Origin of the sequence: Corynebacterium sp. HMSC08D02, from assembly GCF_001807505.1 — a bacterium.
Classification (GTDB): Bacteria; Actinomycetota; Actinomycetes; order Mycobacteriales; family Mycobacteriaceae; genus Corynebacterium; species Corynebacterium pseudogenitalium.
The window spans coordinates 111,998-136,447 of the sequence record NZ_KV789237.1 but is presented as its reverse complement, the minus strand read 5'-3'; the positions used below and the strand labels follow the sequence as shown (position 1 = coordinate 136,447).

The window sequence follows — 24,450 nt, the reverse complement described above, 5'->3', positions numbered from 1 at the left end:
ATCCTTTTACTCCCATTTGGAGAATCACCAGGCTTCCACCGACGCCACCCCGAGCGCTCCCGTCGACCGACTAACAGCGTGCTATTAGCAGCGTGCGATTAAAGGAGTGCGACGCTGGTCGCCGAAAACCGCCAAGCCCGGCCCAAACAGCGCGACCTGCATCGCACGACATCTAGCACACGCTTTTTACGCCCACGCTGGGGTCCAACAAGCGCAATCAAGAACCAGAACTGTGTAGCCTGAAACCAACCCAACGGCTTGCGACAACGAGAGGAGCAGTGGCTGATTGATTACCTCACGCTCCCGAAAAGAAAGAAGCGCTCGAAGCTCACTGAGTTCTTCGGCTGGGTCCTTGGGTTTTAACGTTTAACCAGGCAAGTTAAAGTATTCTCAATTCTGTTGTGCCGTTTGCATTACCAAGGTTGAAAGGAGGGAAGCGATGGGGGTTCTGCGTATTGATATTGAGCCGTCCGTATTGGACTGGGCGCTGCGACGTACGGGACTCAGTGACGAAAAGCTCCGTGCCACGTTTCCCAAGGTAAACGATTGGCGCTCAGGGGAGGAGCGTCCGACGCTCAACCAAGCGGAAGAGCTAGCGAAGAAAGCTCGTATCCCATTTGGACGGCTCCTTCTACAGGCGCCTTCTGGCGAAGAGACTGATTTACCTGATTTTCGTACTGTCAGAAATGAGCGTCTCGATGGGTTGAGTCCTGACCTGCAGGAAGTTATTCACTCCGCCGAGGCGCGCTTGGGGTGGTACTCGGATTACGCGGAGGAAGTTGGAATTCCTGGTCCTGAAATTCTGCGCTCTGCCCAAGATTCCACCAGTTCCATCCTGGCTGCTCGCCAGGCTCGCATCGCGCTGGGGTTTGACGAGGCTTCTGCAATTCCTGGGCCAGAGAGAGTGACGACACTAGCGCATCAGATGGAAGATGTAGGGATTTTAGTATCCCGAAATTCCATTGTCGGAAACTCTACGCAACGTCATTTCAGTATTGATGAGTTCCGCGGATTCACCCTGATTGATGGGGAATTCTGCCTGGTGTTTGTGAATACAAGTGACGCTAAAACTGCGCAGCTCTTCAGTCTCGCCCACGAGTTGGGTCATGTTGCTTTGGGGAAGGCTGGTATTTCTGACCACAGCGATCACCTGCGGGTAGAGCGCTGGTGTAACGAGTTTGCAGCGGCATTCATTGCCCCAGAGACTGCAGTGAAAGAACGGTACAACAAGAAGTGTTCTTTGCTCGACAACGTCACGTCTCTGGCAAGCGTGTTTGGCATCAGTAGGGAAGCGATGCTGTTGCGCTTGAAAGATATTTTCCTGATCGAGCAACAAGAGTTCGACGAAGTTATGCGATTGGTCCGTGTCAGGAAAGAAAAGAAAGCTACACAAGAAGGCAGCGGCGGTCCTTCGTTCCATGTCCTCGTTCGGTCTCGCGTCGGCGAGCGGTTCTTCGAGACGATCACCTTTGCCGCAAAGTCTGGACAGATTCCTGAGAGAGATGCTGCGCGGCTTCTTGGCGCTGCCTCGTATAAGTCCTTTGAGAACCTGGTGAAGAAAAGCGGTTGGGCTAGCAGGGAGGCAGAGTACTTAGGAAGCAAATTTCAGCTGATCGGGGATTAGGTTTTAGAAAGCGCAGGCAGGACAGGGTGCGCAGCGAAACCAAAGGGATCGATATTAGAACGTCTTTGCGTATCGATTCGAGTAAACTTTGGTGATATGTGTATCGATGAAGGAAACGAGCAGACAATTACCCGCTTGCTGGATAAGAGTGAGGAGGCGTTTGTTCTTGCTGTCGAACTGTACAATCGACCGAGCTTAAAATACGGTGCGGAAAGTTGTTCGATTTTGTTGTGCAATGCTTGGGAGCTGATGCTGAAAGCTCACATGATCAGAAAGTGGGGCATTGATTCAATTTACTTCAAAGATGATCCTAGTAGGACTCTTGCTCTTTCCGATTGTTTGAAGAGGGTTTTTACGAATGAGAAGGATCCTCTTCGGGTAAACATGAAGAATGTGATGGAGTTTCGTAATACGAACACGCACTTCATTACAGACGAGTACGACTTGTTTTATGGGCCCTTCTTGCAGTCGTGCGTGGAAAACTATGCGGACAAGCTTTGGGAATTGCATAACCGTTCGGTAAGCGAGCTCATCCCAGACAATCGGTTGGCCTTGGCAATGAGAAGAGGTGCAATCGTTCCTGACGTTATTCGGACAAAGTATGACGCTGCAGTTGCGCAGGAACTACTTGCCCGGCGGAAAGATGTTGCGGATGCTATCGGGGCTGAAGGAAATCAGAGGATCGCGGCGACTTACGAGACCTCGTTGAGGCTGGTTAAAAAGAAGAATGATGCAGATTTGAATGTTTACATTCAAAACGGATCGGAGCATGGCATCGCCATCGTCAAGGATGTGAAAGATGCCGTTAGCTTTTATCCTTATACTGCTGGTAACGCGACTAAAAAGATCGATTCTTTGTTAAAGAAAAGAGGCATTACTTTTTGCTTCAATGGTTCAGTGAAAGAGAAGTTTACTACGTATGCTTTCCAACTCTTTACCAAAGCGTACGAGATGAAAGGCGATGAGCGCTTCTCCTACGACCGTAAGACTGCGGGAGAGAAAACGAGCAATTGGATATATTCCGAGGCAGCAGTCGAATTTATCGCGCATCAAGTTGAAAAAGACCCTGGTCACTGTCTTGATCAGTTAAGAAGGAAAATTAATACAAAATAACTGAGCCGCAAATCGCCTTCGAAAAGTAAAACACCAACCCTTGGAGCAAAGGAATTCTCAGGTCGTTTGACCTTACTCCCATTCGGGAACCCAGCTGTATCCTTCTCGGGTTGGTGCTGTGGTACACATTCTACGCAACCTTAGTCAGTTAGGCAATGCCCCCATGACTGATTGTGCAAGAAGCAGCTGAAGCCTCAACCCACCTCCGCCGCACCGTTCCACCACCGCCCACCCCGTGTGGAACAATGTTGCTCATGCAACCGACTCAAGAGGATCTCAATATCATTCAGGAGCAGCTCGGCCGCGCGCCCCGCGGTGTGCTGGAAATTTCCTACCGCACGCCGGACGGCCAGCCTGCGGTGGTCAAGACTGCACCAAAGCTTGACGACGGCACTCCGTTCCCCACGCTCTACTACCTGACGGACCGCCGTCTCACGGCCGAGGCTTCGCGTTTGGAGGGCGCTCAGGTGATGAAGTGGATGGAGGCCCGCCTGGCCGTGGACGAGGACTTGCAGAAGGACTATCGCCGTGCCCACGAGTACTTTTTGGCGAAGCGCAACGAGATTGAGGATCTGGGTACGGACTTCTCTGGCGGCGGCATGCCGGACCGGGTGAAGTGCTTGCATGTGCTGATTGCCTACGCGTTGGCGGAGGGCCCGGAGCACTTCCGTTTCGGCACGGAGGCTGTGGCGCTCGCTGCCGAGCACGGTAATCTGCGCGGCACCGCGATCCCGGCTGATTGGCCGACGCTGGAGCAGCTCGGCATCACGCTCGCTGAGGCGGGGGAGCACCTCGCATGAGCCAGCCACTAACGCTCGCCGCGGTTGACTGCGGTACGAACTCCATTCGCCTCCTGATCACCCGCTTCGACCCCGAGACGAACACGTTCGAGGAAGTCTGCCGCGAGAACATCATCGTGCGCTTGGGGCAGGGCGTGGACGAGACCGGCGCGTTTAACCCGGAGGCGATTGAGCGCACCCGCAAGGCGCTCGCCACCTACACTGAGCGCATGCTCGCCGAGGGTGCGCAGCGTGTGCGCATGGTCGCCACCTCCGCGACTCGCGACGCTTCCAACCGTGACGTCTTCTTCGACATGACCCGCGAGCTGCTCAGCCAGATCCAGCCCGGCGCACAGGCGGAGGTGATCACGGGGGAGGAGGAAGCCCAGCTTTCCTTCATCGGTGCCACGATGGACCTTCCTGCCGACGACGGCCCCTTCTGCGTCATCGACTTAGGCGGCGGCTCTACCGAGTTCGTTGTGGGCAACGGCGACACCATCGAGGGCCGCATCTCCACCCAGATGGGATGTGTGCGCCTCACGGAGCGTTTCTTGTGCTCGGATCCGCCAGCACCCGAGGAGCTGCGCGCGGCCCGCGATTACGCGCGCGAGCAGGTGCAGCATGCGGCAGCGGTGGTCAACATGGCGAAGGCCCGCACGGTGGTCGGCTGCGCCGGCACCTTTACGACGCTCTCCGCGCTCACCCAGCGCCTTCCCGAGTACGACCCAACCCGCATCCACCTCTCCCGTCTCTCCTTCGACGATCTGCGCGCCACCATCGCTGAGATCCAAGCGTTGAGCGTGCAGGAACGCAAGGACCACCCGGTGATCCACCCCGGACGTGCCGACGTCATCCCCGCCGGCGCCGCTGTCGTCGAGGAAATATTAAAAGCCGCCGAGGATCTCACTGGTCTTGACTCGATTGTGATCAGTGAGAAAGACATCCTCGACGGCATCGTGGCCTCGTTGGCAAGCCACGAATAGTAACTTTAACGCAAGTAAACGCTAGTCCTCGTCTGGTTCCAGGATTTGGTCTTGGTGCCCCCGCTTACCCCGTAAATCCTTGATCTCACGCATGCGGGGTTCCGGATCGATCTTGTTCGCGATGGCCTTGCGGGTGGACGTCACCACTTGTTTGGCCACCGGCGAGTTCACTGCCTTCTGCGTGGCGTTGACAATTTGGTGATAGCGCTTGCGCCCGGCTTTCGTGCCGAACACGTACCCGGCGGCTGCTCCGACAACGAATTGAATCATGGGTGCCATAGTACATTCTTCTATCCTAACCGTAAGTTAGGTGTTGATTCTTCTCCTACCAGAGAGTCTCATTGTAGGCTCTTAAGTAATAAGTCTGAGAGATAAAATCAACAAGGTTTTTCTTTATCGCGCGTAGCATAGTCGTGATGCTATGAAATCCACCTCAGCCGTGCGATATATTCGTAGGCAGTCAACAGAGTTACCTCATAATTTTTTTAGTATGAATTTCTGGTTAGGAAGCCTTGACAATCTAAACCTGAAAATTTTCCCGTTTCAGCCCGTAGCGGGCCTTTAAAGTGAGTTCATTGACGAAAATCATTCGTATACAGCCATGTGTGAATTATGGGCCTGGTAAAGTTATTTGATCGGGGTCGTCCAGTAAGATGTTGATAAGGAAACTTGGGAACAGGAGACCTCGGGACAAATCGTGTTAGTAGGCATATGCTTTGAAGGGAAAGAGCCAAATGACCCTCAAACCGGGTGATAATTACATCGATCTAAACTCTGGCCGTTTAAAATATCGCTATAAACCAGGAAAGACGGATAGGCGACGAATTCTTCTAGTGTTTTCGGGTTTTCGGCCAAAAGGAACTCTTGATTTTCAAGGTCGTGGCTTCGACCCGGTGCGTGAAGATATCATCTGGATTTACGACGAATTCGGCGATAACAATGCCAATACTTACTATGCTTATTTGGATGGTACAAATACACCGACACGGCTAGTTGAAGAGTTCGTTGATGTGTTGACACAATATTTTAACATCCCGCGTAGTTATATTGTCGCTACTGGTTTTTCAAAAGGGGGATCGGCCGCACTTTATCACACCCTGAAGTTGAACTTGGGTGGCTGTATGGTAACTGTTCCACAATTCAAAGTTGGCCAGTACCTCAAAAAGAATTGGCCTACCTGCGCTGAGGAAGTAAGCGGAGGCAACCAGACCATATTTGATGTTATGGATAAGATGCTTCCGGACCTAATTGATACACAAGCCCTAAGTAAAATCCCAATTATTATATTAACGTCCGAAAATGATCACCAGTATGAGCAAGAAATTGAGCCAAGTTTGCATAGCCTGAGGCGGATGCAAAACTTCAGCTTAATACGCGTCAACTCGCGACACATCTCCGAACACATTGATGTCACTCCGTATTCGGTGCCTTTGGTGCAAGCTGTACTGTTGTTGCTCTTGGACGGTCTCAACCCACATTTAGGCGAACAAGTGGTGGAAGATTATCAAGAGTTAACCTCTCCGATCGCAAACAAGGATCATGGCAAGCTCGAGACCAAACTACGCAAGCTTCACATCGAAAACACTCGTCTATTTCTCGAGGCTGACACCATTGTCAGGGGGTATCCTGTTGAGCGACACGGCCAAATGAACAGAAACTTGATAGTTGGCGAGGATACGTTTAGATTGGGCTCGCTAATTGATAACAAAACTACTACGCGAAATACGCGTTGGGAGTATGTTGATTACTCTGCAGGTTTGACTGCGACTTTGGGACGAAAGGGTATCCCAATCGGTGATTTCCCGTTAGGGCATAATCGTTTAAGAATTGCGGTTGAGTTCGCGGATCGTTCATTCAAGGCAGAGAGAGACCTCCAGTCCGATTCGGACTCGTGGGGAGGAATCTTTGAAGAAAGCTACGCTTTCAGGTACGTAAATACGCAGGAACATGTCTACGTTGATAAATTGCTGATCGAGCAAATTCGCGTGGTAGATAAAAATGAGTACAACTACGTTGAGCAGTTTCAAATAACTCAAGACGGAAAATTAACTCTGCATGGCCGTCTTGCTCCCAGGGGGGCAGTGTTACGCAATTGGGGTGATGGTGTGGTCAGGCTCCTGTTAGAAAGCATCGACAGACGTTTTATTTTTCCGTTGGGGCTTTTGGAAAGGCCCAACGGAGTGGCGCCTTCACAGTCGAAGTCGGCTTATGCCACGCTCCGAAGAGAACCCTTGGATCTTGCGGGCTCGATCCCTCGTGGCGTTTATCGGTGCAGTGTGCTGGTAATGACGAGGGATATTTTCGCGAGTTCCGGCATCATTGGCGTTATCGCAAAAGATGAGTCTGGATTCCACAGTATTGAAGTAAACTAGCCAGAATAGATCTTCTTTACCTTCGTGGCCAACCGATACCAAACGTACCATTGGCATGCCGGATGCACTACATAGCGCTCGGATTCATGGATAAGTTGATCTGCTAGGTCAACCTGCAAAACGTGAAAATTGAACCCTTGAGTGTCTAATCCATTCAGGCTTGCCGGTGCAGGGGTGAGTGGATAGTGGCGAAATGTAATCAGAATTGAGCATCCAATCGTCTTAGGCTCTAACGAAAATGGTAGACAGAAAGCAGATGTATTAGTATTGGAGTCAACGTTCGGTTGCACGAATTTCTAACCAGCTTGAAGACAATTTAGAAAACTAACTATGCCTGAATCTCAGTACTCTACGCCGGATTGCTCCCTAAAATTTTCGATCATTATGCCGGTATACAACGTTGAAAGCTACTTAGCCGAGGCGGTTGACAGCGTAATAAACCAGACACTTCCCTTTGTGGAAAATACGGAGATCATTTTAATTAATGATGGATCACCGGACGGCTCACATGATATTTGCACTGCATATCAACAGCGCTTTCCTGACAATATTAGGTATTATCAACAGGAAAATAGAGGGGTCAGTGCAACGAGGAACCGTGGAATCTCTATGGCGCGGGGAAAGTACTTGGGATTTCTCGATCCTGATGATTTATACGCCGAAGACACGCTGAAATCGGTTCTAGAGTTTTTTGAGTCACGACATGACGATGGCGTCGAGTTGGCAACTGTTCCAATTCATTTTTTTGGTGCGCGTGAAGGAGAACATCTACTAAATAGCAAGTTTAGAAAAGGAAGTCGGGTAATTGATGTAAGTAAAGAGTGGTCCCTTATCCAGGGATCTTTGAGTAGCTCTTTCGTTGAGCGAAAAGCTTTTGTATACTCGCAAATCCATTTGGATTCTCGTTTGAAATACGCAGAGGATATGAAAGCTGTAACGCAGTTTATTATGCGTACAGGTAAGTACGGCGTGGTTGACAAGGGCGGATACTTGTATCGAAAGCGGGAAGGAGGAGGATCCGCTCTAGATCAGAATGTAAACGTACCGGACTGGTATTCGCCGGTATTGGAATACTTTGCCTTTAGTTTGTTTAATCAGTATGCATATTCCGAATCAGGAAAAATACCTCGCTATGTCCAGATGGTAGTCGCGTATGACCTGCAGTGGCGATTAAAGCAAGCAAAGCAATCTGTACTACTTGACTGGCAAGAAGATGACTATAAGCGGCGGTTAAAGAGACTCATAGAGCATTTGGATGATTCGGTCATAATGCGCCTCGAACATGTGAACATCGAGCATAAGCTCTATATGTTCTCCATTAAATATGGCGAGGATCCAATGTCCTCCATGGACTTGCGGAATCAGAGATTCTACTATCGAGGCTTTTGCGTCTGGGCCCCTGGACCAACCAACTTTAAATGCCATGTCAGTTCGATCGACATTCGAGATGGAAAACTGGAGCTTAAGGGTTTTAATAAAGGCCTACCGCTTAATGGCATACAGTTTGGATTTATTCTGAATGGCGAATTTGTCAAGAGTATTCGAACCGAAACTCCTCAATATAAAACAGTGAAGTTTTTGGGAGAACCGCTTTTCAAGCCCCCGTATTTCGTAATCAAAATTCCGGTCGGGCCGGATACTCGGATAACCCCTGCCGTCAAGTATGGTGGGCATATTTATGCTACCGAGTTTGTCTTCACAAAGAACGCGAAGATGACCAATTCACGTACGGCGTATCGTGAGTTCGGTGACTGGTTTGTTCAAAACGTGGAAAACAGGCAACTGGCTGTTAAACCAGTAAGCAAACGGGCGCTTATGCGCCGAGAACTCTCTTTTGCAAAAGATATTGCTACAGGGCCGTATAAAGGAATACAGCGGAGAAAGTTGTTATTGTTATGGTATCGTATCCTTGCACTGGGGATAAGGTTATCTAAGAAACGTCAATGGTGGATAATTTCGGACCGCTTCTCCTCTGCGGGAGATAATGGCGAGGCGTTTTTCAGATATCTGAATCAGAATAAGAGCCGCAATGAAAAGATCTTCTTTCTGCATTCAAGAGCAGACGCCGCATTCCATGAGCTTTCGGAAGTAGGTAGGGTCGTAGATCCTTCTACCTTTTGGGGACGCGTTCTATTTTTGGTTGCTGATGTGTTTGCTTCATCCCAGGCCGATGATTATGTCTTGAATCCGTTTGGGAAAGACCATAAGATTATGGGAGGCAGCTACCGATACCGTTTTGTATTCCTTGGCCATGGAGTTAACATTCAAAACCTAAGTGGATGGCTGAATTGCTATGATAAGACGATTGACCAATTCATTACGGTTGGTGATCGTGAATATCGTTCTATCGTTGATGGCGAATACGGGTTCGGAGAGGGCCGGGTCGCTCTGACTGGCTTACCACGTTATGACCGACTAAGTTTTGCGCATGATAAGACGGTAATTATCGCTCCTACGTGGAGAAAACACCTAGCTGGTAGTGTCGATAAAGAGACGAAAAAGCGAGTTTATAATACAGAGTTTCGAAACTCAGAATATTTCGCGTTTTATCAGCAACTTATCGAGAATGAGCGTCTTAACCGGGTCCTTAAAAAGACTGGATTCAAGCTAAAGCTAGTATTACACCCTAATCACGCGGTCCAGGCTGGGGATTTCCGCTCGTCTCCTCAGGTCAGTGTGCTAAAGCCTCCCTTTGATTATAAAGATTTAATAAGCAAGGCGACGGTATTTGTTACGGACTATTCAAGTGTCGCCGTCGACGCCGCTTATCTCCGGAAATTCGTTGTGTATTCGCAGTTTGACTATGACACGTTCTTTAAGAACCACACTTATACAAAAGGCTATTTTGACTACATGGAGGATGGATTTGGGCCGGTCTGTACAAGTGTAGAATCTACTGTGGACGCGATAATCGCAGGTATTGAGTCTAATGGTGTCCCTAGGGGAGAGTATCTTAGCCGAATGGACGAGTTTTTTGCGTTCAAGGACAAGAATAATTCAGCTCGAGTGGAGCGAGAGATTAAAAAACTGCTGGAGCAGTAGTAGGCACGAGGAGATTTGACGAACTATTTCTTATTTGAAATGGGGCCTCGGATGTTTCGTTGGAGCGTATAGCGAATGACCTTGTCTATGTTTGTATGGGCTCAGTACCTGTCTACGTACGGCGATGGTGATGTGGCGATCGCAGGGTGCCGACTTGAGTTTGATTCTCATGGATATGGAATCATCGCTAATTTAGATGGTGCACCTTAAGGGGGTATTGGCAAGTTTGGGGTCGAACCCAGACACATCTAAAGGACTGTACAAAAGTGAGTTGTTGTGGTAACCTGGGTGAATGTATAAAGGTATCATAAGTATAATAAGCTATCTTTTTGATTTTATAAAGTCGCGTTGCACTTCTTTAATCGCGGTATTTATTACTACCAGATTTGCCACTGGAGACTATTCGTGTGGTGACGTAGACCCGAAGAATTTCGTTGTCGTTGGAATTTGCAATTGGGGAAAGCGCCCAATCAAGGTGGGCTCATTAAGTATTACTTCCAAAAGAGGAGGTATTCCAATCCCCGTGGAGCCGCGAAGTCTATTAAGCTTCCCACTAGATAATGCTGTTGACGAGGTCGTCTTGCCGAATGATGGGATGAAAGAAGGAGTGCTGTTTTCGCAAATTACTTTTGCAGCTCGTAAATTGGATTCTCCGTTGAAAGATCTGCGGTTCATGGTGCGCGTAAATGGGTACAGTAGAAAATGTCAGCTGCGACGTGCTTGTCGCGAAGCTATTGTTGACTACGACATCACGGATACAAACCTGTAGATGCTAACAAATTGGTTGTACCGCCCCCAAGCTTCCCCTTGGTTGCCTTCTAAATAGGCTTGTCGGGTAGTTGGTGCCAACTACCCGAGTCGACAGGCTGACCAACGAATCAGCCCCCTAAATCCCGTCCGGGAGCTCAACAATCCAATAAACTGCCGCCGACTGCGGTGCGATCACTGTTGGCAGTTGGCCCTCAGGGTCGAATATGATCTTGGCGACGTCCTAATCACTGGCATCTAGTCGCTACTTCAAATGGTAGGCTGTGATTTTGATGTCGACCACCCAAAAGCGGACAAGGATGTTGGATCATCAAATAGAACGACGATGATATTTTCCTTGAGTTGGGCGATGAGGCTCTGGTCGTCAAGAGATTCGGTGTCGAACAAAGCTCGATCAAAGTTTTCCTTAACGAAAGTGTCACGTGAAGTATCCTCCGTAATGCTTGTTGAAGAAAGATCGGCAACGTACTGGTAGATGATTACTTGAGCGCCTCGGCCAACCGCAGCAAGGATATGGCGCCACCACCAACGGTCCGTCGAGCCTAAAGAACTGCCAAAAATAATAAAAAGTTCGCTTTCAGCAATCATTTTCTGGAAGCGTCGTGGGGTTTGAGCCCAAAAGGGTTTTTCCAGTTTCATTTCCGAACCCTTTTTGGCAACGTCGTCAGATGCATCCACACCAAACAAAAGTGAACGCGGAACTTGTTGGACACCGTGCGGATGGTGAATCTCGGTCATAAGATAGGATGACCATACGGTCCTCTTATTGCCTTCGCTGCCGTTATAGCGGAAGTCACGGCGGTTTGGCCAGAAGCTAAAGTTCCTGTCGGCATGAAGGTGGCGGTGTGGATCGAACTGATGCTGATCAAGAAAGAGGTAATTATCTAGCAGAAACGTAAAGTTAAAGTTGATTACATTGACGTTGAGCAGGTGGTAGTGGTTGAAGCTGCGAGCGAGCTCTATGCGTCGATGTTGCTCCTCATTTAAGTCCTCCAAGAACCTCGAAAAAGTGAGGTCTGCCCATCCATTCTGCTTAGCTTGTCGGTCCAGACGGTTAAGTATATCTGGGGAAACGACGATGTCCAGATAGCGCGAAAATGCTTGTTGAAGTTGTTGAAGATCCTCTCGCAGTTTTGCCTGTGAAATAGAACTTTGTTCGTCTAATAGCTGTTGTAGTGCAACTTCGAAGTCACTCCAATTAGAATAGGCTTGCTCGTTATTTGTCTGAGCCCCCTCGTGCTTTATTCTCAAATCGTTCATCAAGGAGAACAACACGTTCTGCGGATTGAAATTTTGAGCTTTGAGAAAATAGAAAAACGAGGTGTAGGTAGTCCGATAGTCGGCTTCGAGCATTTGCAAGGCGGAAATATCAAAACCGTTACCAACCAGCATCATAATGTTATGCTGGTATCCTTCTTTTAGCTCTTCGTAGTCAGAAGTATCATAAACGCGAATTGCTCGCTGAGGCTCAATCGGTTTTGGGTCACGATGCTGTCTGTGTGTCACTGTTACGCGATCCTTATCGTGGATATGAAACGAGTAAATCCTGTAGTCTAAATACGAAGACGCAAAAAATAGGTTTCCTTGCTCCCTCCAACGCTGGTTTAAAACCAACGGAGGGAGGGAAGCGCTTAGCTGTTCATTACAGTATATCAGGAGCTAGACCGAAGAAATTTAGCAATAGCGTCATAAGCACTTGAACAGGAATCGGTTTTCTGAATTATCCGGCGTGTTTGTGCTTGTGAGGTCGAAGCTCTCAAGACAGACATTAATTGTTGTGGACTCTTTGTAACTGGTATTTCATTGATTCTCGGGTCAGAACTTAGCACTGGGCGATCAGGCTTGGGTCGGTATAAAATTACGCGGCGGCCAATTGTCAGGGCGTCGTAAAGAACTGAAGAATAGTCGGTAACCAGTACATCGCACTGGGCGAGGCTGGCTTGAAAGTCGTCTTGTCGTGGATCGACAAAAGCTTCTCGGTTTGAGCCAGAAACTTCTTGCGCGATAGATGGATGGGCTACCATCTGGACCTCATACTTTTCCTTGAGTAATGAGGCTAAATTTCGCCAGGAGCTGTAGTCCTTGCCGGGGAACCAGGTTGGCATCAAAAGGACACGCTTGGTCGCCGAATTGGTTTTTTCGTTTGAGAGCTTAATTAGCCTGTCCCAACGCGGCATTCCGTTTTGAAATACCCTGTCTGGGGCGATCCTGAACCGGGAATCGTTCCCCGCCACGTACTCGGTTTCGGCTTTGCTCGACGTGAACATAAGGTCGATATCGATAGTGTTTAGCCAGCCAGCAATATTCTTGATGTTGCGGTTATAGATAACCCCATGCTGGAGGAAGATGAAGGGTGCTTTAGGTCGACCGTATAGGTATGCGGGTGCAAGATTTCGTGACTCGACAACTGCGTCCGATGAAATTATCGCCGAAGCGTTTAGGTACGCAAGGATTGAGCGAACACTTCCGTATGGCAGCACCTTGTATCCGCTGGACTTGAGCCGATCCCAGCCCGGAGCTCCCCGCCGAAGAACGTAAAAAGCCTTTTGGTCAGTGTTGTCTACAATCCATCGGTATAAGTGCTCGCCGTTATCTCCAGCTCCAGTGACGCGGTCGGTAATTATCCAGGCGTCTTTCAACCTGGTAGGAACCCAGGGAAGATTGAGAATGATAACTGCTTTCAGTTTGCCAGCTTTTTTGAGTAGATGGCGTCTCTTTCTCGAGACAGCATTCATGAGGTTCGTGGCTGGATTAGCTCTTGTTACAAGCTGCCTAAGGCGCATGCGTTCTGGCCAGGAAAGGGGGTTACTTCCCTTTACAAGACGTGGTTCTTTCTCATACGCGACATAGGCAAACGGTTCATCAAAAAAGTGTTGACAAAAACTACCAGTTTGCGCTGCCCCCCAGTATTTGATGGACCAAGTGTCCCTGATCGTCTGGCTAACGGGTCGACACGGATCGGAATCTTTCGGCAGCAGTGCGAATATATCCTCAAGCAATGAAAGAAATGTTTGCTTGAGCCGGGGCTGGTGATACAACCACATGGTGCGGGCTCGAGTGGTGATGTCTTCGGTGAAGTACCAAGAGAGGTCATAAAGAACTGTGTTGCCCAACCATTTGGGGACGAATCCCAATTCCCGTATTGCGTCCCGCAGTAAGTAGAGGTAACCAAAACGAAGTTGGTCGTCGTACCGTTCGCCAATGCTCCATCCACTTTGTACTAGCGAACTGTTGTCATTCCGTGAGCGATAAAAATAAAGAGCTGAAGCTATTTCGCCGATGTCCAATGACGAGTTTTCTTTTGAATTGGCACTCAGCAGATATCGACAAATTAGGTTTCCATCTTCAAAGGTCGGTCTGACCCGTTCGTCGTACATTAGACCGAGAGTTTCCAATCTGGCGCGTTTTAGAAAAGCGGTTGCTCCCAATTGGATATGAGTGGGGTGGGCATCGAGATTAATAACCCTGTTGCCTTCGCGATATTTAAAACCTAAGGGTAGCGAGTCAGCGACTTCACCTGTAGTTCCATTCAACCGTAGGACTCGAGTCGTGTACATGGAGCAGTCGGGGTGCCGCTGCATGAATTCGAAGACCTCTTGGAAATAATTTCGGTCCAAAACGTCATCGGAATCCACAACGGTAATCCAACAACCTGTTGCAAATTCAATTGCTAGATTGCGGGCAGAGGCCGGTCCTGTATTTTTGTCGAGGCCGATGAGCGTTACGTTAGTTTTCCGGGAAGCCCAAGAGCGAATGATGTCAAGACTGCCATCCTGGGAGCCATCATCGACAAAAATGTACTCGACGTTTTGGAATTCTTGTTCGTCAATAGATTTGAAAAGATCAGGAAGGAAATCTGCAGAATTATATACGCTCACCAATGCGCTGAACTGATACGGGTCGGCTGCTGAGCGCTGCAACAGATTACGGGAAATTACTTTCGCCACTCTGGACGCCACGATTGCTTTTTTCATTCTAAGCTGCCCGTAGCTGAGACCCGAGTGATCGGATTCGTAATCAGGTTCAGGAGCGGACCTGTAAGAGCAGATTTTGGCTAGCTCGAGAAATTCTTCTGAATTTGCCAATGATTGGGCAGTCGCAGGATCAGCTGCTTGCAGCGCTTGAAGGAGCGAAGCGCGAAGTTTGTCGAGTTCAGATTCCATCATATTTAGCGTGTTCCCCATGAATGACTATTTAGTAAAAGTTTTCAAATGCTACAGTAGTCTGTTAGCAATTCAATTCCGGCATGTCGGTGAGTCTCAGATCGAGAGTAAGAGTTTGATGGCACAGGATAAGTCAAATTACGAAAACTGGGATTGTCCGGTCGTCTTTCACAGCTCGCCTAGCGCTTTTCATCAGTCTCCGGGTTTTGGGGACGGGATCCACCGGATATCCCTTGGCATATCGCATCTGGATATCTTGGTGCGGAAAAGGCCTGGTAACAGTGTCCTCGTCGTCTTTAGCGGGGCCGTAGACAGAACTGACACTACACCGCCGTACTTCTCCGGAGTCGGACTATCCTCGTGGTTGCCTTTCTCCCTCATCTCGATCTCTGACCCCGCTTTTACGGTCGATGAGACTTTGAGAATTGGCTGGTATACGGGGGTGCGGGATGAGCCAATACAAACTTTGATTCCGGAAGTCATTGATACAGTGCTTAGTCGTTGGAAGAAGAGGAAAGCTGTGTTGCTGGGTGGGTCTGCCGGAGGCTTCGCAGCTCTCGCAACCGCACCACAGCTGAGACACTCCTCCGCGACGTTTGCAATGAATCCACAGACCAATATTGAAAACTATCATCATAAGCATTCTGTAAAAGCGTGGGCATCTGTCTGCAAAAGTGAAGCACCTGAGCAGGTTATTGATTTGGCCAGCTACTACAAAACCGTCGCACGCCAACCAACTATTACTTATTTTCAAAACAGTACCGATATTCATAAAGACACCCACGCGGAGCCATTTCTCGCGATGTTGTCGGAAAGACCAACTTACGTGCTCGGCGATTGGGGAGAGGGACACATACCACCACCTACAGAAGTTCTGGCTGCTTATCTCCTTCCAGCCTTACTGCCGAAGAGTGCAAAAACGGTCCTGGAAAAGCTGCCACCTGCCTTGCGTCAAGCGTTGATTGAGAGCATCAGGAAGATTCAACAATGAGGCAACTCCTGCGTCGCATAGGACTATTTTTCGAACGGCAAGGGCCAATCGGAGGATTAAAGGTTTTGGCGAGTTGGCCGCAGCTGGTTGAGCAGAGAAAATTCCAGTTGGTCTCCTTTGGCCCTAGCAAAGTTGGGCGAGAATTAGAAAAAGAGCAAAAGATTGCGTATCTAGAGATCAATAGTGGGCTCGGGTGGTACACGCGGTGGAGGCCTTTTCCGTTGCAGATCGGTGAGTTGGGAAAACATGCCCAACTTGTGATCAATCCTCCCGAGCATTTTCGAGACGAGCTGATTCGGGCTGGAGTACCGATCATTGCCGAAAACAAAGCGGAAATCAGAGCTGCAATGAATTCGGCACTCATACGAAAGAAAATTGCCGCAAAGCAGTGGAGAACTCGACTTCTCAAGATGAGTGAAGAGGCTGGCTTAGACATGCCACTCATTAGCGTGATTGTATCGACGAACCGGCCGAATCAGCTGGCGCATGTCAAAGAGCAGTTTGCACGCCAAACTTATCCGAACAAGGAACTCATCATCTTGACCCATGGGTTTGAAGCAGAAGGGTGTCTTTCTGCACCTGCGAATGTAAGTCTTGGTAGCTGCTTAAACACCCTTGTGCTACATAGTAACGGCGAAGTAGTAGCTAAATTCGATGATGATGACCGTTACTTGCCCGACTATTTGTTGGATCAGTACTTCGCGATGTGGGACAACCATGCGGAAGTAGTAGGAAAAGCTGCCAACTATATCTACTTTTCATCGACGAATGCATTAGCACTGAGACGAGCACAGACAACGAACCAGTTCACGAATTTTGTAGCGGGCGCTACTCTCATGGCCCGCAAGGAAATCTTTGAGAAGTTTCCGTTTGCAGATGTGACACGGGGAGAGGACACCGACTTCTTACGTCGTCTAGAAAGCGCGGGGGTACCAGTGTTCTCGACAAACCAGTTCAATTTCATAGTTTTGAGGCATGGTGAGCACACATGGAGTACTGCTGATCACTTGCTAGTCCAAAGCGCTGAAGTTGAAACATTTGGTTTAAACGAAGAGCATGTTCGTGTCTAGTCCCTGAAAATGGATTTATAAAGGTTGCTATTCGTTGACCATGAGCGTGTTCGTGCCCAGTCAATCCCTTGTTGCCGTGTTGTGCCGGCTACTTCTCTAATTCCTTGAGCCAGGGCTTCTGCAGAGCCAGGAGTGACATATGTTTCTATACCTCCTGTAACTTCTCGGAGAGCGGGAAGGTCGCTAGCAACGATCGGAATTCCTAGAGCTTGTGCCTGCAAGCCTTTGATGGGCGTCACCTTTCTAGTAACTGCCATATCGAGCCGCGGAATAACGAAAACGTCCAGCAACGCGTACCAGTCAAGTACCTCACTTTGAGCCTTCTTGCCTACAAAGTGCACATTCTTTGCATTAGGCAAATTTTCTAGGCGTTCACGATCGTTTCCATCCCCGACGATGACAAACGCGTAGTTGTCTGGGAGGTACTTCGTGGCGTCTATGAGCACTTCGAGCCCTTCGTAGCTCACCACAGATGTGATTGCACCGACGATGGTTGTGTCGTCGCTGACCCCCAGGGACCTACGTAGATCGGCGGTTTTACACTTGTCTGGGGTCCAAGTTAATTGAGCAGCTTCTACCGCATTTGGCACGACTGTGATCCGATCCCTAGGGACTCCGCGGCTAATCAGGTCTTGCTTCGATATCTCGCTTAACGTCACCACGTGTGCAGCTGCAAGCATCGCACGGGTCTCTGCTTCATGAGCTAGCCTGTAAAACTCCGAGCGCTCGGCGGATTGAGGGCGGCGAGACGCCCAAGTCGACTCCAATTCGCCTCGTACTTCATATACCCAGGGAATATTTAAGATGGATGCTGCTTCGGAAACCACTATTGCGTTGGTAAAGTCAGTCGTTGTCTGAATAGCATCGGCCTTTTCTTGCTTGCAAAAATTCACGAGTTCACGGATTGCAAGCTTGTCCCTCTCGGTGAGCGACGCCGGAAAGCTATCGGGAAGCATTCGTGAGTACACTACACTATTTATGTTGTCCGTCGGCTTCACGGAAACTTTTCCAATTACAAGTGGATAGCCTAGGCGCGTAATTGGTGCCACGCTGAGTCCCGCTGACTTCTGTGCTTCGAGCACCTTCTGCGAGCGCAATGTGTAGCCAGAATTCGTGTGCGGTAAAGAGTTGGTCAGGTAGTGCACTACCCGTTGCGCCTTATCCAAAGGCGCTGAATCAGCAAAGTCATGGTGCAGTCGTTGTATTTTTTCGCGGTGAACACGCACCAGTGATTTCTCTCTGCGCGATAGGTGTTTTTGGCTCTTGGCCCATTGCAAGCCCGCCGTGAACTCCCCATCGTCGACATAGATGTCCAGCGGACTATGACTAAACTGTTTAATGGTATTTGACAAGAAATTGGCGATCCGCTGTAGCGTCGGAGACTTGGCCATCCGGAATTTTTCGGCGACCTTCGCTGTAAATCCGATAGGATCTTCCGCGAATAATTTCAATGAGACTGTCAAAGCAAGCTTCGACCTAGAAAGATCTTGTCTGAAGAATTTAGCCACAGTTAGATTCCTTTGTTGCATTGATGACCTCTTCTACGAGGCGTAGGAACTGTGTTGGTCCGGTTTGGGAAAATTCCTCTTCCACCCAAGCTGCTGCTTGCGCATCGGGATTGAGCAAGGAGCGGTCTCTAGCCAGTGTGGTCCATGTTTCGGCCAAAAGCCGTGGATTCTCCGGAGAAACTACTGATCCCGCCCCTAATTCGTCGATGAGTTGAGCAGCCTCTCCTGACACAACTCCCGTGATATGGATGCCTAAGGCCATCAGCTCGAAGGTTTTGGACGGAACAGCTTTTGAAAGTGGGGGCCAGTCGGTTAGGTGCACTAGTGCAGTATCAGCCCACACATAGTGCTGCTGTAACTGATCAGGAGGAACACGGCCGAAGACTTCAACATCCACTCCGAGCTCTTGCGCAAGTTTGACTACTTCCTGTTTTGCAGCACCTGCCCCGATGAGGCGCAATTTAATATGTACCCCGCGCTGCTTAGCTAGGTGAGCAGCGATGACCGCGTTGGAGAGATTCTGCGCTCTGCCTATTGTCCCTGCGTATAAAACATGAAGGAATTTCGTGCTTTCCGGAGTACGGTCCTCTTCGGTGCGACCAGAAAGAGAAGATTGGGTTGCTGACAAGAGTGGAATCTCGGGTGGGAAAACGTTCCGAACTGTGACAACTCTTTCAGGTGTTGTATTCAGCGCATCGATAAGATCGAAGCGGTGTTGCTCTGATGTGACGATGATTGCTTCAGCTGAAGCGAAAATCCTGTTGAGAGTCCACGTGGCCAATCGCTTCATTACCGTCATAGGCAGGCCGGACAGCAGCTTTTCTCTTCTTGAGACAGCTCCTGTCGCCGCGTTCCAACTGTCCGAAGTTTCCAGCAACTCTGGCCATGCATCTCGCAGATCAATGACTAAAGGAGACTTCCAAACTTTTGCGACGGCATAGCTAGCAACAGCCGTCGGGATAGCAGGTACTGTTCCAATGACAAGATCTGGGCGGGGTTTCTGTCGAAATGCTCGCTGGGTTGCCGCGATTCGGATAGTTGAAATTGCCGACCATAGCTGGTTCAGGGATTTTGAAGTCAGTGAATGGCTGGCAGGAATGAAACTAGCTCGATCAATTTTTTCCCCCTGGGGTCCAGTTTCCGGCCCACGATTCTTGGTGCTGTGGAGACTCTGCCACCACCGTTTTGTAGAAATATTTCGCAAATAGTGGGGCGGCGGAGCGATAGCGGTCACGCTATACCCTTCGTCGACTAGGAGACCAGTGAGCCACTGCCACCGTCTTTGTGGAACGCCATTCTCAGGGTACCAGTAATGTGAAATGACCATCACATGGTCCACTAGTCAGACTCGCTTTCGTTTAGTGAATTTCTGGGCGAAGTAGAACGCAAAATCTTGCTTGTAGGTAGTATACTGCCTGGTTCTCGATAGGCTGACGGCTCCGCTAAGATTTTAAGGGAAAGACTGAACGGGAGAACCTTCTTGAGTGACAAAACAATTGAGTATAACGGCAAAACCCTGCAACCTTTGTTGCTAAAACCTACGGTACTTGGTTACGTGCAGCAACTGTACAATCGCAGGTTTTTTATCGTTGCTGACGCTAAAGGCAAGGCATTCCGAACGACGAGAGATTATGCGTTTTGGAGAATCTGGTTAGTCCTGCTTCCGATCTTCGACATCTTGATTTATGCGTTCATATTTGGGTTCATCTTGAAGACCAGCCGTGGTGTAGAGAGCTTTCTCAGCTTCTTGGTGATCGGTGTTATTTTTTTTGGCTTCATGTCGCAATTTCTAACCGCAGCGGTTGGAGTCATCCAGGTTAATAAAAATCTTATTGATTCATTTAACTTTCCACGGGCTGCAGTCGTTTTTTCACACGCACTCCGTTATTTTTTAGATAATCTCATCCCGGCACTTATCGCTGTTGTGGGAGCGCTGCTGTTGAAAGACACTGTCAGCATTCCCTGGACTGTGCTCCTCGTTGTTCCTTTGTATCTGTTGTTGCACCTCTTTGGCCTCGGATTAATGCTCATAGTCGCACGCTTAACAGCGTTTCGTCCTGAAGTGAAGGTGGTTGTGAATCTGTTTAGTCGGGCTTGGTTCTTCCTGTCAGGGGTGTTCTTTTCAATTGAACGATTTGTGGATCATGAAGCAGTTCAACAAGTAATGATGGCGAACCCAGCCTACAAATTTCTTACAGCAATTCGTGACTGTGTTGTGTACGGTACGGCACCCTCCTGGTCACTCTGGGGAGGACTCATAGCGTGGAGCGTCGGTTTGTTTTTAGTCGGATTCGTTTTCTTTTGGCAAGCCGAAGAGAAGTACGTGAATGTCCGATAATAGCTTTGGAGAAAAAATGGATTCCCCACTATTCCTTGTTGACAATGTTGTAAAGGACTACCATCTCAAGAGCGGAGAAGTAGAAACCGGGCTGTTTAATCGCTCGAAAAATGAGCGCGTCGTCCATGCACTCAAAGGAGTTTCGTTTCATGGCAGTCCAGGCGAATTTCTAGGGCTTTTGGGGCAAAATGGCTCAGGCAAGTCAACGGTCCTGCGAATCCTAGCTGGACAAGAAGCGCCGACTGAGGGCCAGGTATTAGCGCATTCACGGCCATCGCTGCTCGGTATTTCGGCTGCTATGCAGACGTATCTCACCGGTGCTCAGAATATACGTTTGGGTTGCCTTGCATTGGGAATGACACCTGCTGAGGTTGATGCCGCGACACCAAAGATTGAGAAGCTGGCGGACATCGGCACAGCGATCGATCGTCCTATGAACACGTATTCGTCTGGTATGGCGGGGCGACTAAAGTTTGCCATTGCAACGTCTATTTCACCCGAGATATTGCTCATCGATGAAGCGCTTTCAGCAGGCGATGCTTCCTTTGCGGAGAGGGCGAAACAGCGCATTGATGAGCTCACGGCCTCCGCCGGTGTCGCCGTGCTGGTCTCTCATTCGGTCGGACAGGTTAAAACGATGTGCACGCGAGCAGCCTGGTTACATCTTGGGGAAATGATCGCTGATGGACCAGTAGATGAAATCACCCAGGGGTACACCAGCTGGGCGGACTACAAATCGAAAGGCGATATTAAGTCGAGCGACGCCATTCTGGATGACTTTCGGAAGTCGTATGTTGCGCCGTCATACCGTCCGATTACTTAGAACTCGATAAGCCTCTCGTATCTACGAGATTTCCGTGGCTAGCAATTTTTTCGTGGGCTGCACGGAATTCTGAGTGGTCAACGAGCACGACAAGGACGTCGGAGTCTTGCAACGTCGCTTCAAGCGTACACAGCTGCACGTTGCTCAGCGCTTGAAGTTGGTGCGGGAGGTTTTCGAGGTTTGGTTCCACGACCTTGATTTTTGCCTCAGGATTCGCGAGAGCTACCTGCTGCGTAATTCGTAGAGCGGGAGACTCACGAATATCATCAATATCTGGCTTAAACGTGATACCAAGAATGCCAATATTTGCTGCAGTAGTAGACTGCGGCAAATTTGTGAGTGCTTTATTAATCTTGGCAAGCACATAGTCTGGCTTGGAATCGTTCACTAACCTGCTGGTTTTGATCAGCCGTGCGTGATCTGGTGATGAATCCACAATGAACCATGGATCAACTGCAATGCAATGGCCACCTACGCCCGGACCGGGCTGCAGGATGCTGACACGAGGGTGGCGGTTTGCAAGACGAATCAGCTCCCAGACATCAATGCCTAGGTCATCACAGACGATAGAAAGCTCATTGGCGAATGCGATGTTTACGTCCCGAAAGGCGTTTTCGGTAAGCTTTGCCATCTCCGCAGTTCGTGCATCAGTTACAAGAACATCACTTGTGCAAAAACGCTCATAGAGTGCTTTTGCCCGCGTTGCCGATTCAGGATTAATGCCACCTACGATGCGCGCGTTGGTTGTCATTTCTTCCATGATCTTGCCTGGTAAGACCCGTTCTGGGGCGTGTGCAACGTAAATGCTTTTTGCTTGACCGGGTGTCAACATCAGATCACTGCGTTCAGAAATCAGAACCTCCGCCACTTGTTCTGATAAACCGGGAGGGCTTGTTGATTCGAGAATGACAAGTTCGTCTCCCCGGAGCCGGGGAGCAATCGACTTTGCTGCCTCGAAAACGTAGGAAGGGTCGACAGATTTGTCTGAGGAGAGCGGAGTAGGGACCGAAATAATGTAGACATCCGCAGGCTCAAGTTCCGTTCCCACGGACAAAGATCGAGACTCGACTACGGTCTTGAGCAATTCGTCGAAACCGGGTTCCACAAAGGGAACCTTGCCTCTAGCGATTGTCGCTATTCGGTCCGCGTTGATGTCGTACCCGAAGACTTGCAGTCCCGTGGACGCGAAGAAGGCTGCAGTCGGGAGCCCGATATATCCGAGGCCAATCACAGCAATGTCGAATTGGTCGCGTCGATTAGCGGTCATGGTGCTCCTCAGCGGAATTGTGGGGGTAATGCCGTTGACAGTCTAGCGCGTTCGACTGTCGACCCCTACAACAGGCTAAAACCTTGGACGAAGTGCTGGTGCCTGAGTTTCGATTGTGAGATTGAAAAGGTCACCGAGGGCCTTCACGGTGCGCTCAGCTGCGTGGCCGTCACCGTAAGGGTTCACTGCGTTTCTCATGGCAGCGTGAGCGTTGGGGTTGTCGAGAAGTTCCGTGGCCTCCGAAATGATGGTGTCCGGGTCGGGGCCAATCATCTTCACTACGCCGGCTTCAATGGCCTCTGGGCGCTCCGTTGTGTCTCGGATTAGCAGCGCTGGTAGTCCGAGCGCTGGGGCCTCTTCCTGTACTCCGCCAGAATCGGTGATGATGAGGTCAGACTGCTTCATCAGGTGGATGAATTCGTCGTAGGGGAGTGGGCCGGTGGCCACCACATTTGGGAGATGCTCAACACCTGGGAGAAGGCGTTCCCGAATCCGAGGGTTCAAGTGCATGGGAACAAAGAATGCTGTGTCGCTGTAACGCTCTGCCAGGGTCCCGAGGGCGACTCCAATTCTTGCGAGGGAATCAAGATTTTCTCGCCTGTGAGAGGTGAAGATGACTCGGCGGTCGAAGTTACGAAGCGCATCTTCAACTGAGGTGTTAGTAAAGTAGCTTTCCTTAGCTGCAGTCTCAAGCAAAGCATCAATAACAGTATTGCCGGTGACAACAATTGCATCTTCCGAAATGCCCTCGGCGATGAGATTGTCTTTCGCGCGGTTCGTTGGAGTGAGGTGCAGCGATGCGATCGCGGAAATGAGCTTGCGATTCGCCTCCTCCGGGAATGGAGAGCTCAAGTCGAATGAGCGGAGTCCTGCCTCAACGTGAACGATCTTGGCTTCGCGGTTAAAACCTGCGATGGCAGCAGATGCCGCGGTTGAGGTATCTCCCTGAACGATGAGTGCATCAGGTTTGAACTCTTTTAGAACCTTATCGAGGCGCTTGAGTGCTCGCGACATAATCCGGTTCAGCGGTTGCTTTCTGTGCATTAGGCCGAGATCTATATCCGGCTGGAAACCGAAAAGCTCTGTCACTTGGGCGAGCATTTCGCGATGCTGCCCAGTGGAGACGACCAGCGTTTCAAACTCATCGCGAGCGCGCAGTTCCTTGATGACCGGTGCAAGCTTGATGGCCTCCGGGCGTGTACCGTAGACAACCATGATCTTTGCAGGGGTCATCTGGATTCCTTATCTGGCTCTAGAAACTGCTGAATTTGCTGATACCTTAACTGTTTGATGGTAGCAACTGTGGGGGCCGTTTCAAATTGCTTTGAGCATGTTGTAATGTGTTTCCGGAACTGGTGCATTTCAGCCCTGTTCAAAGAAGGGGCTATAGCTCAGTCGGTTAGAGCCGCGGACTCATAATCCGCTGGTCGCGGGTTCGAGCCCCGCTGGCCCCACAAGTTTAAGCTGCGACTCAGATTGCCTACAGTGGCAATCTGTGCGGTTTGCGCATTCGTAACTTGGCTCTCGTGTCCGGTTATTTACAGTTGGCGCCTTTAGGCTACGGATTCCCAGCCCTCGCGCCGTTCTTCCTGCTCGTATTGAAAAGATT

Annotated in this window: 18 protein-coding genes and 1 tRNA gene; 12 read left to right on the top strand and 7 right to left on the bottom strand. The window is 49.6% G+C overall.

Annotated elements, in window-relative coordinates; genetic code table 11:
- Positions 1-439: 439 nt before the first annotated feature.
- The 4 genes from HMPREF3170_RS04090 to HMPREF3170_RS04075 all read left to right on the top strand — a co-directional run bounded on the left by HMPREF3170_RS04090 (position 440) and on the right by HMPREF3170_RS04075 (position 4,499).
- The gene (locus tag HMPREF3170_RS04090; protein ID WP_070477989.1) at positions 440-1,624 is read left to right on the top strand and encodes an ImmA/IrrE family metallo-endopeptidase; all 1,185 of its coding nucleotides are present in this window, start codon (positions 440-442) and stop codon (positions 1,622-1,624) included.
- Positions 1,625-1,720: 96 nt separating this feature from the next.
- A complete protein-coding gene (locus HMPREF3170_RS04085) occupies positions 1,721-2,737 on the top strand; it encodes a DUF3644 domain-containing protein (RefSeq protein ID WP_070362111.1) in 1,017 nt (338 codons plus the stop codon).
- 254 nt (positions 2,738-2,991) lie between these two features.
- The gene (locus HMPREF3170_RS04080) at positions 2,992-3,537 is read left to right on the top strand and encodes a DUF501 domain-containing protein (protein ID WP_070478046.1); all 546 of its coding nucleotides are present in this window, start codon (positions 2,992-2,994) and stop codon (positions 3,535-3,537) included.
- On the top strand, positions 3,534-4,499 hold the full coding sequence (locus HMPREF3170_RS04075) for a Ppx/GppA phosphatase family protein (RefSeq protein WP_070477988.1): 966 nt from the start codon (positions 3,534-3,536) through the stop codon (positions 4,497-4,499). Before HMPREF3170_RS04080 ends, HMPREF3170_RS04075 begins: the two co-directional genes overlap by 4 nt.
- 21 nt (positions 4,500-4,520) lie before the next feature.
- Here HMPREF3170_RS04075 and HMPREF3170_RS04070 read toward each other — a convergent pair whose 3' ends face one another.
- Positions 4,521-4,769, bottom strand: coding sequence for a hypothetical protein (locus tag HMPREF3170_RS04070; protein ID WP_070363455.1), 249 nt, complete (start codon positions 4,767-4,769; stop codon positions 4,521-4,523).
- A 464-nt stretch (positions 4,770-5,233) separates the two neighbouring features.
- Between HMPREF3170_RS04070 and HMPREF3170_RS04065 the strand changes: the two genes are divergently transcribed.
- The 3 genes from HMPREF3170_RS04065 (at position 5,234) to HMPREF3170_RS11540 (ending at position 10,682) form a co-directional block, all read left to right on the top strand.
- The gene (locus HMPREF3170_RS04065; protein ID WP_141742194.1) at positions 5,234-6,871 is read left to right on the top strand and encodes a hypothetical protein; all 1,638 of its coding nucleotides are present in this window, start codon (positions 5,234-5,236) and stop codon (positions 6,869-6,871) included.
- A gap of 330 nt (positions 6,872-7,201) precedes the next feature.
- The gene (locus tag HMPREF3170_RS04060; protein ID WP_083290855.1) at positions 7,202-9,913 is read left to right on the top strand and encodes a bifunctional glycosyltransferase/CDP-glycerol:glycerophosphate glycerophosphotransferase; all 2,712 of its coding nucleotides are present in this window, start codon (positions 7,202-7,204) and stop codon (positions 9,911-9,913) included.
- A 292-nt stretch (positions 9,914-10,205) separates the two neighbouring features.
- Positions 10,206-10,682, top strand: a complete 477-nt coding sequence (locus HMPREF3170_RS11540; RefSeq protein ID WP_141742193.1) for a hypothetical protein — start codon at positions 10,206-10,208, stop codon at positions 10,680-10,682.
- Between the two features lie 248 nt (positions 10,683-10,930).
- On the opposite strand, the gene HMPREF3170_RS04055 is transcribed toward HMPREF3170_RS11540, so the two are convergent.
- Both HMPREF3170_RS04055 and HMPREF3170_RS04050 read right to left on the bottom strand, forming a co-directional pair.
- Positions 10,931-12,187 (bottom strand): AbiH family protein, encoded by a 1,257-nt coding sequence (locus HMPREF3170_RS04055; RefSeq protein ID WP_141742192.1) that lies wholly within the window; start codon positions 12,185-12,187, stop codon positions 10,931-10,933.
- Between the two features lie 146 nt (positions 12,188-12,333).
- Positions 12,334-14,844 (bottom strand): bifunctional glycosyltransferase/CDP-glycerol:glycerophosphate glycerophosphotransferase, encoded by a 2,511-nt coding sequence (locus HMPREF3170_RS04050; protein ID WP_168161618.1) that lies wholly within the window; start codon positions 14,842-14,844, stop codon positions 12,334-12,336.
- Positions 14,845-14,863: 19 nt separating this feature from the next.
- Between HMPREF3170_RS04050 and HMPREF3170_RS04045 the strand changes: the two genes are divergently transcribed.
- A complete protein-coding gene (locus tag HMPREF3170_RS04045; RefSeq protein WP_083290853.1) occupies positions 14,864-15,835 on the top strand; it encodes a hypothetical protein in 972 nt (323 codons plus the stop codon).
- The gene (locus HMPREF3170_RS04040; protein WP_070477982.1) at positions 15,832-16,905 is read left to right on the top strand and encodes a glycosyltransferase family 2 protein; all 1,074 of its coding nucleotides are present in this window, start codon (positions 15,832-15,834) and stop codon (positions 16,903-16,905) included. Before HMPREF3170_RS04045 ends, HMPREF3170_RS04040 begins: the two co-directional genes overlap by 4 nt.
- On the opposite strand, the gene HMPREF3170_RS04035 is transcribed toward HMPREF3170_RS04040, so the two are convergent.
- Positions 16,902-18,413, bottom strand: coding sequence for a glycosyltransferase family 4 protein (locus tag HMPREF3170_RS04035; protein WP_168161617.1), 1,512 nt, complete (start codon positions 18,411-18,413; stop codon positions 16,902-16,904). The two genes, HMPREF3170_RS04040 and HMPREF3170_RS04035, sit on opposite strands and share 4 nt — an antisense overlap.
- Complete coding sequence (locus HMPREF3170_RS11535; protein WP_070477981.1) at positions 18,406-19,740, bottom strand: glycosyltransferase family 4 protein; 1,335 nt, start codon at positions 19,738-19,740, stop codon at positions 18,406-18,408. The genes HMPREF3170_RS04035 and HMPREF3170_RS11535 overlap by 8 nt, the downstream gene beginning before the upstream one ends.
- A gap of 153 nt (positions 19,741-19,893) precedes the next feature.
- Here HMPREF3170_RS11535 and HMPREF3170_RS04025 point away from each other — a divergent pair, with 153 nt between their 5' ends.
- Both HMPREF3170_RS04025 and HMPREF3170_RS11260 read left to right on the top strand, forming a co-directional pair.
- Positions 19,894-20,751 (top strand): ABC transporter permease, encoded by an 858-nt coding sequence (locus HMPREF3170_RS04025; RefSeq protein ID WP_070477980.1) that lies wholly within the window; start codon positions 19,894-19,896, stop codon positions 20,749-20,751.
- A complete protein-coding gene (locus HMPREF3170_RS11260) occupies positions 20,741-21,574 on the top strand; it encodes an ABC transporter ATP-binding protein (RefSeq protein WP_083290850.1) in 834 nt (277 codons plus the stop codon). Before HMPREF3170_RS04025 ends, HMPREF3170_RS11260 begins: the two co-directional genes overlap by 11 nt.
- Here HMPREF3170_RS11260 and wecC read toward each other — a convergent pair.
- Entirely contained in the window at positions 21,567-22,841 is a 1,275-nt protein-coding gene (gene wecC, locus HMPREF3170_RS04015) for a UDP-N-acetyl-D-mannosamine dehydrogenase (protein WP_070477979.1), read from the bottom strand. The genes HMPREF3170_RS11260 and wecC overlap by 8 nt on opposite strands.
- Before the next feature lie 75 nt (positions 22,842-22,916).
- Complete coding sequence (gene wecB, locus HMPREF3170_RS04010) at positions 22,917-24,074, bottom strand: non-hydrolyzing UDP-N-acetylglucosamine 2-epimerase (protein WP_070477978.1); 1,158 nt, start codon at positions 24,072-24,074, stop codon at positions 22,917-22,919.
- A gap of 147 nt (positions 24,075-24,221) precedes the next feature.
- Between wecB and HMPREF3170_RS04005 the strand changes: the two genes are divergently transcribed.
- Positions 24,222-24,295: transfer RNA gene (locus HMPREF3170_RS04005), tRNA-Ile, on the top strand.
- Positions 24,296-24,450 lie beyond the last annotated feature (155 nt).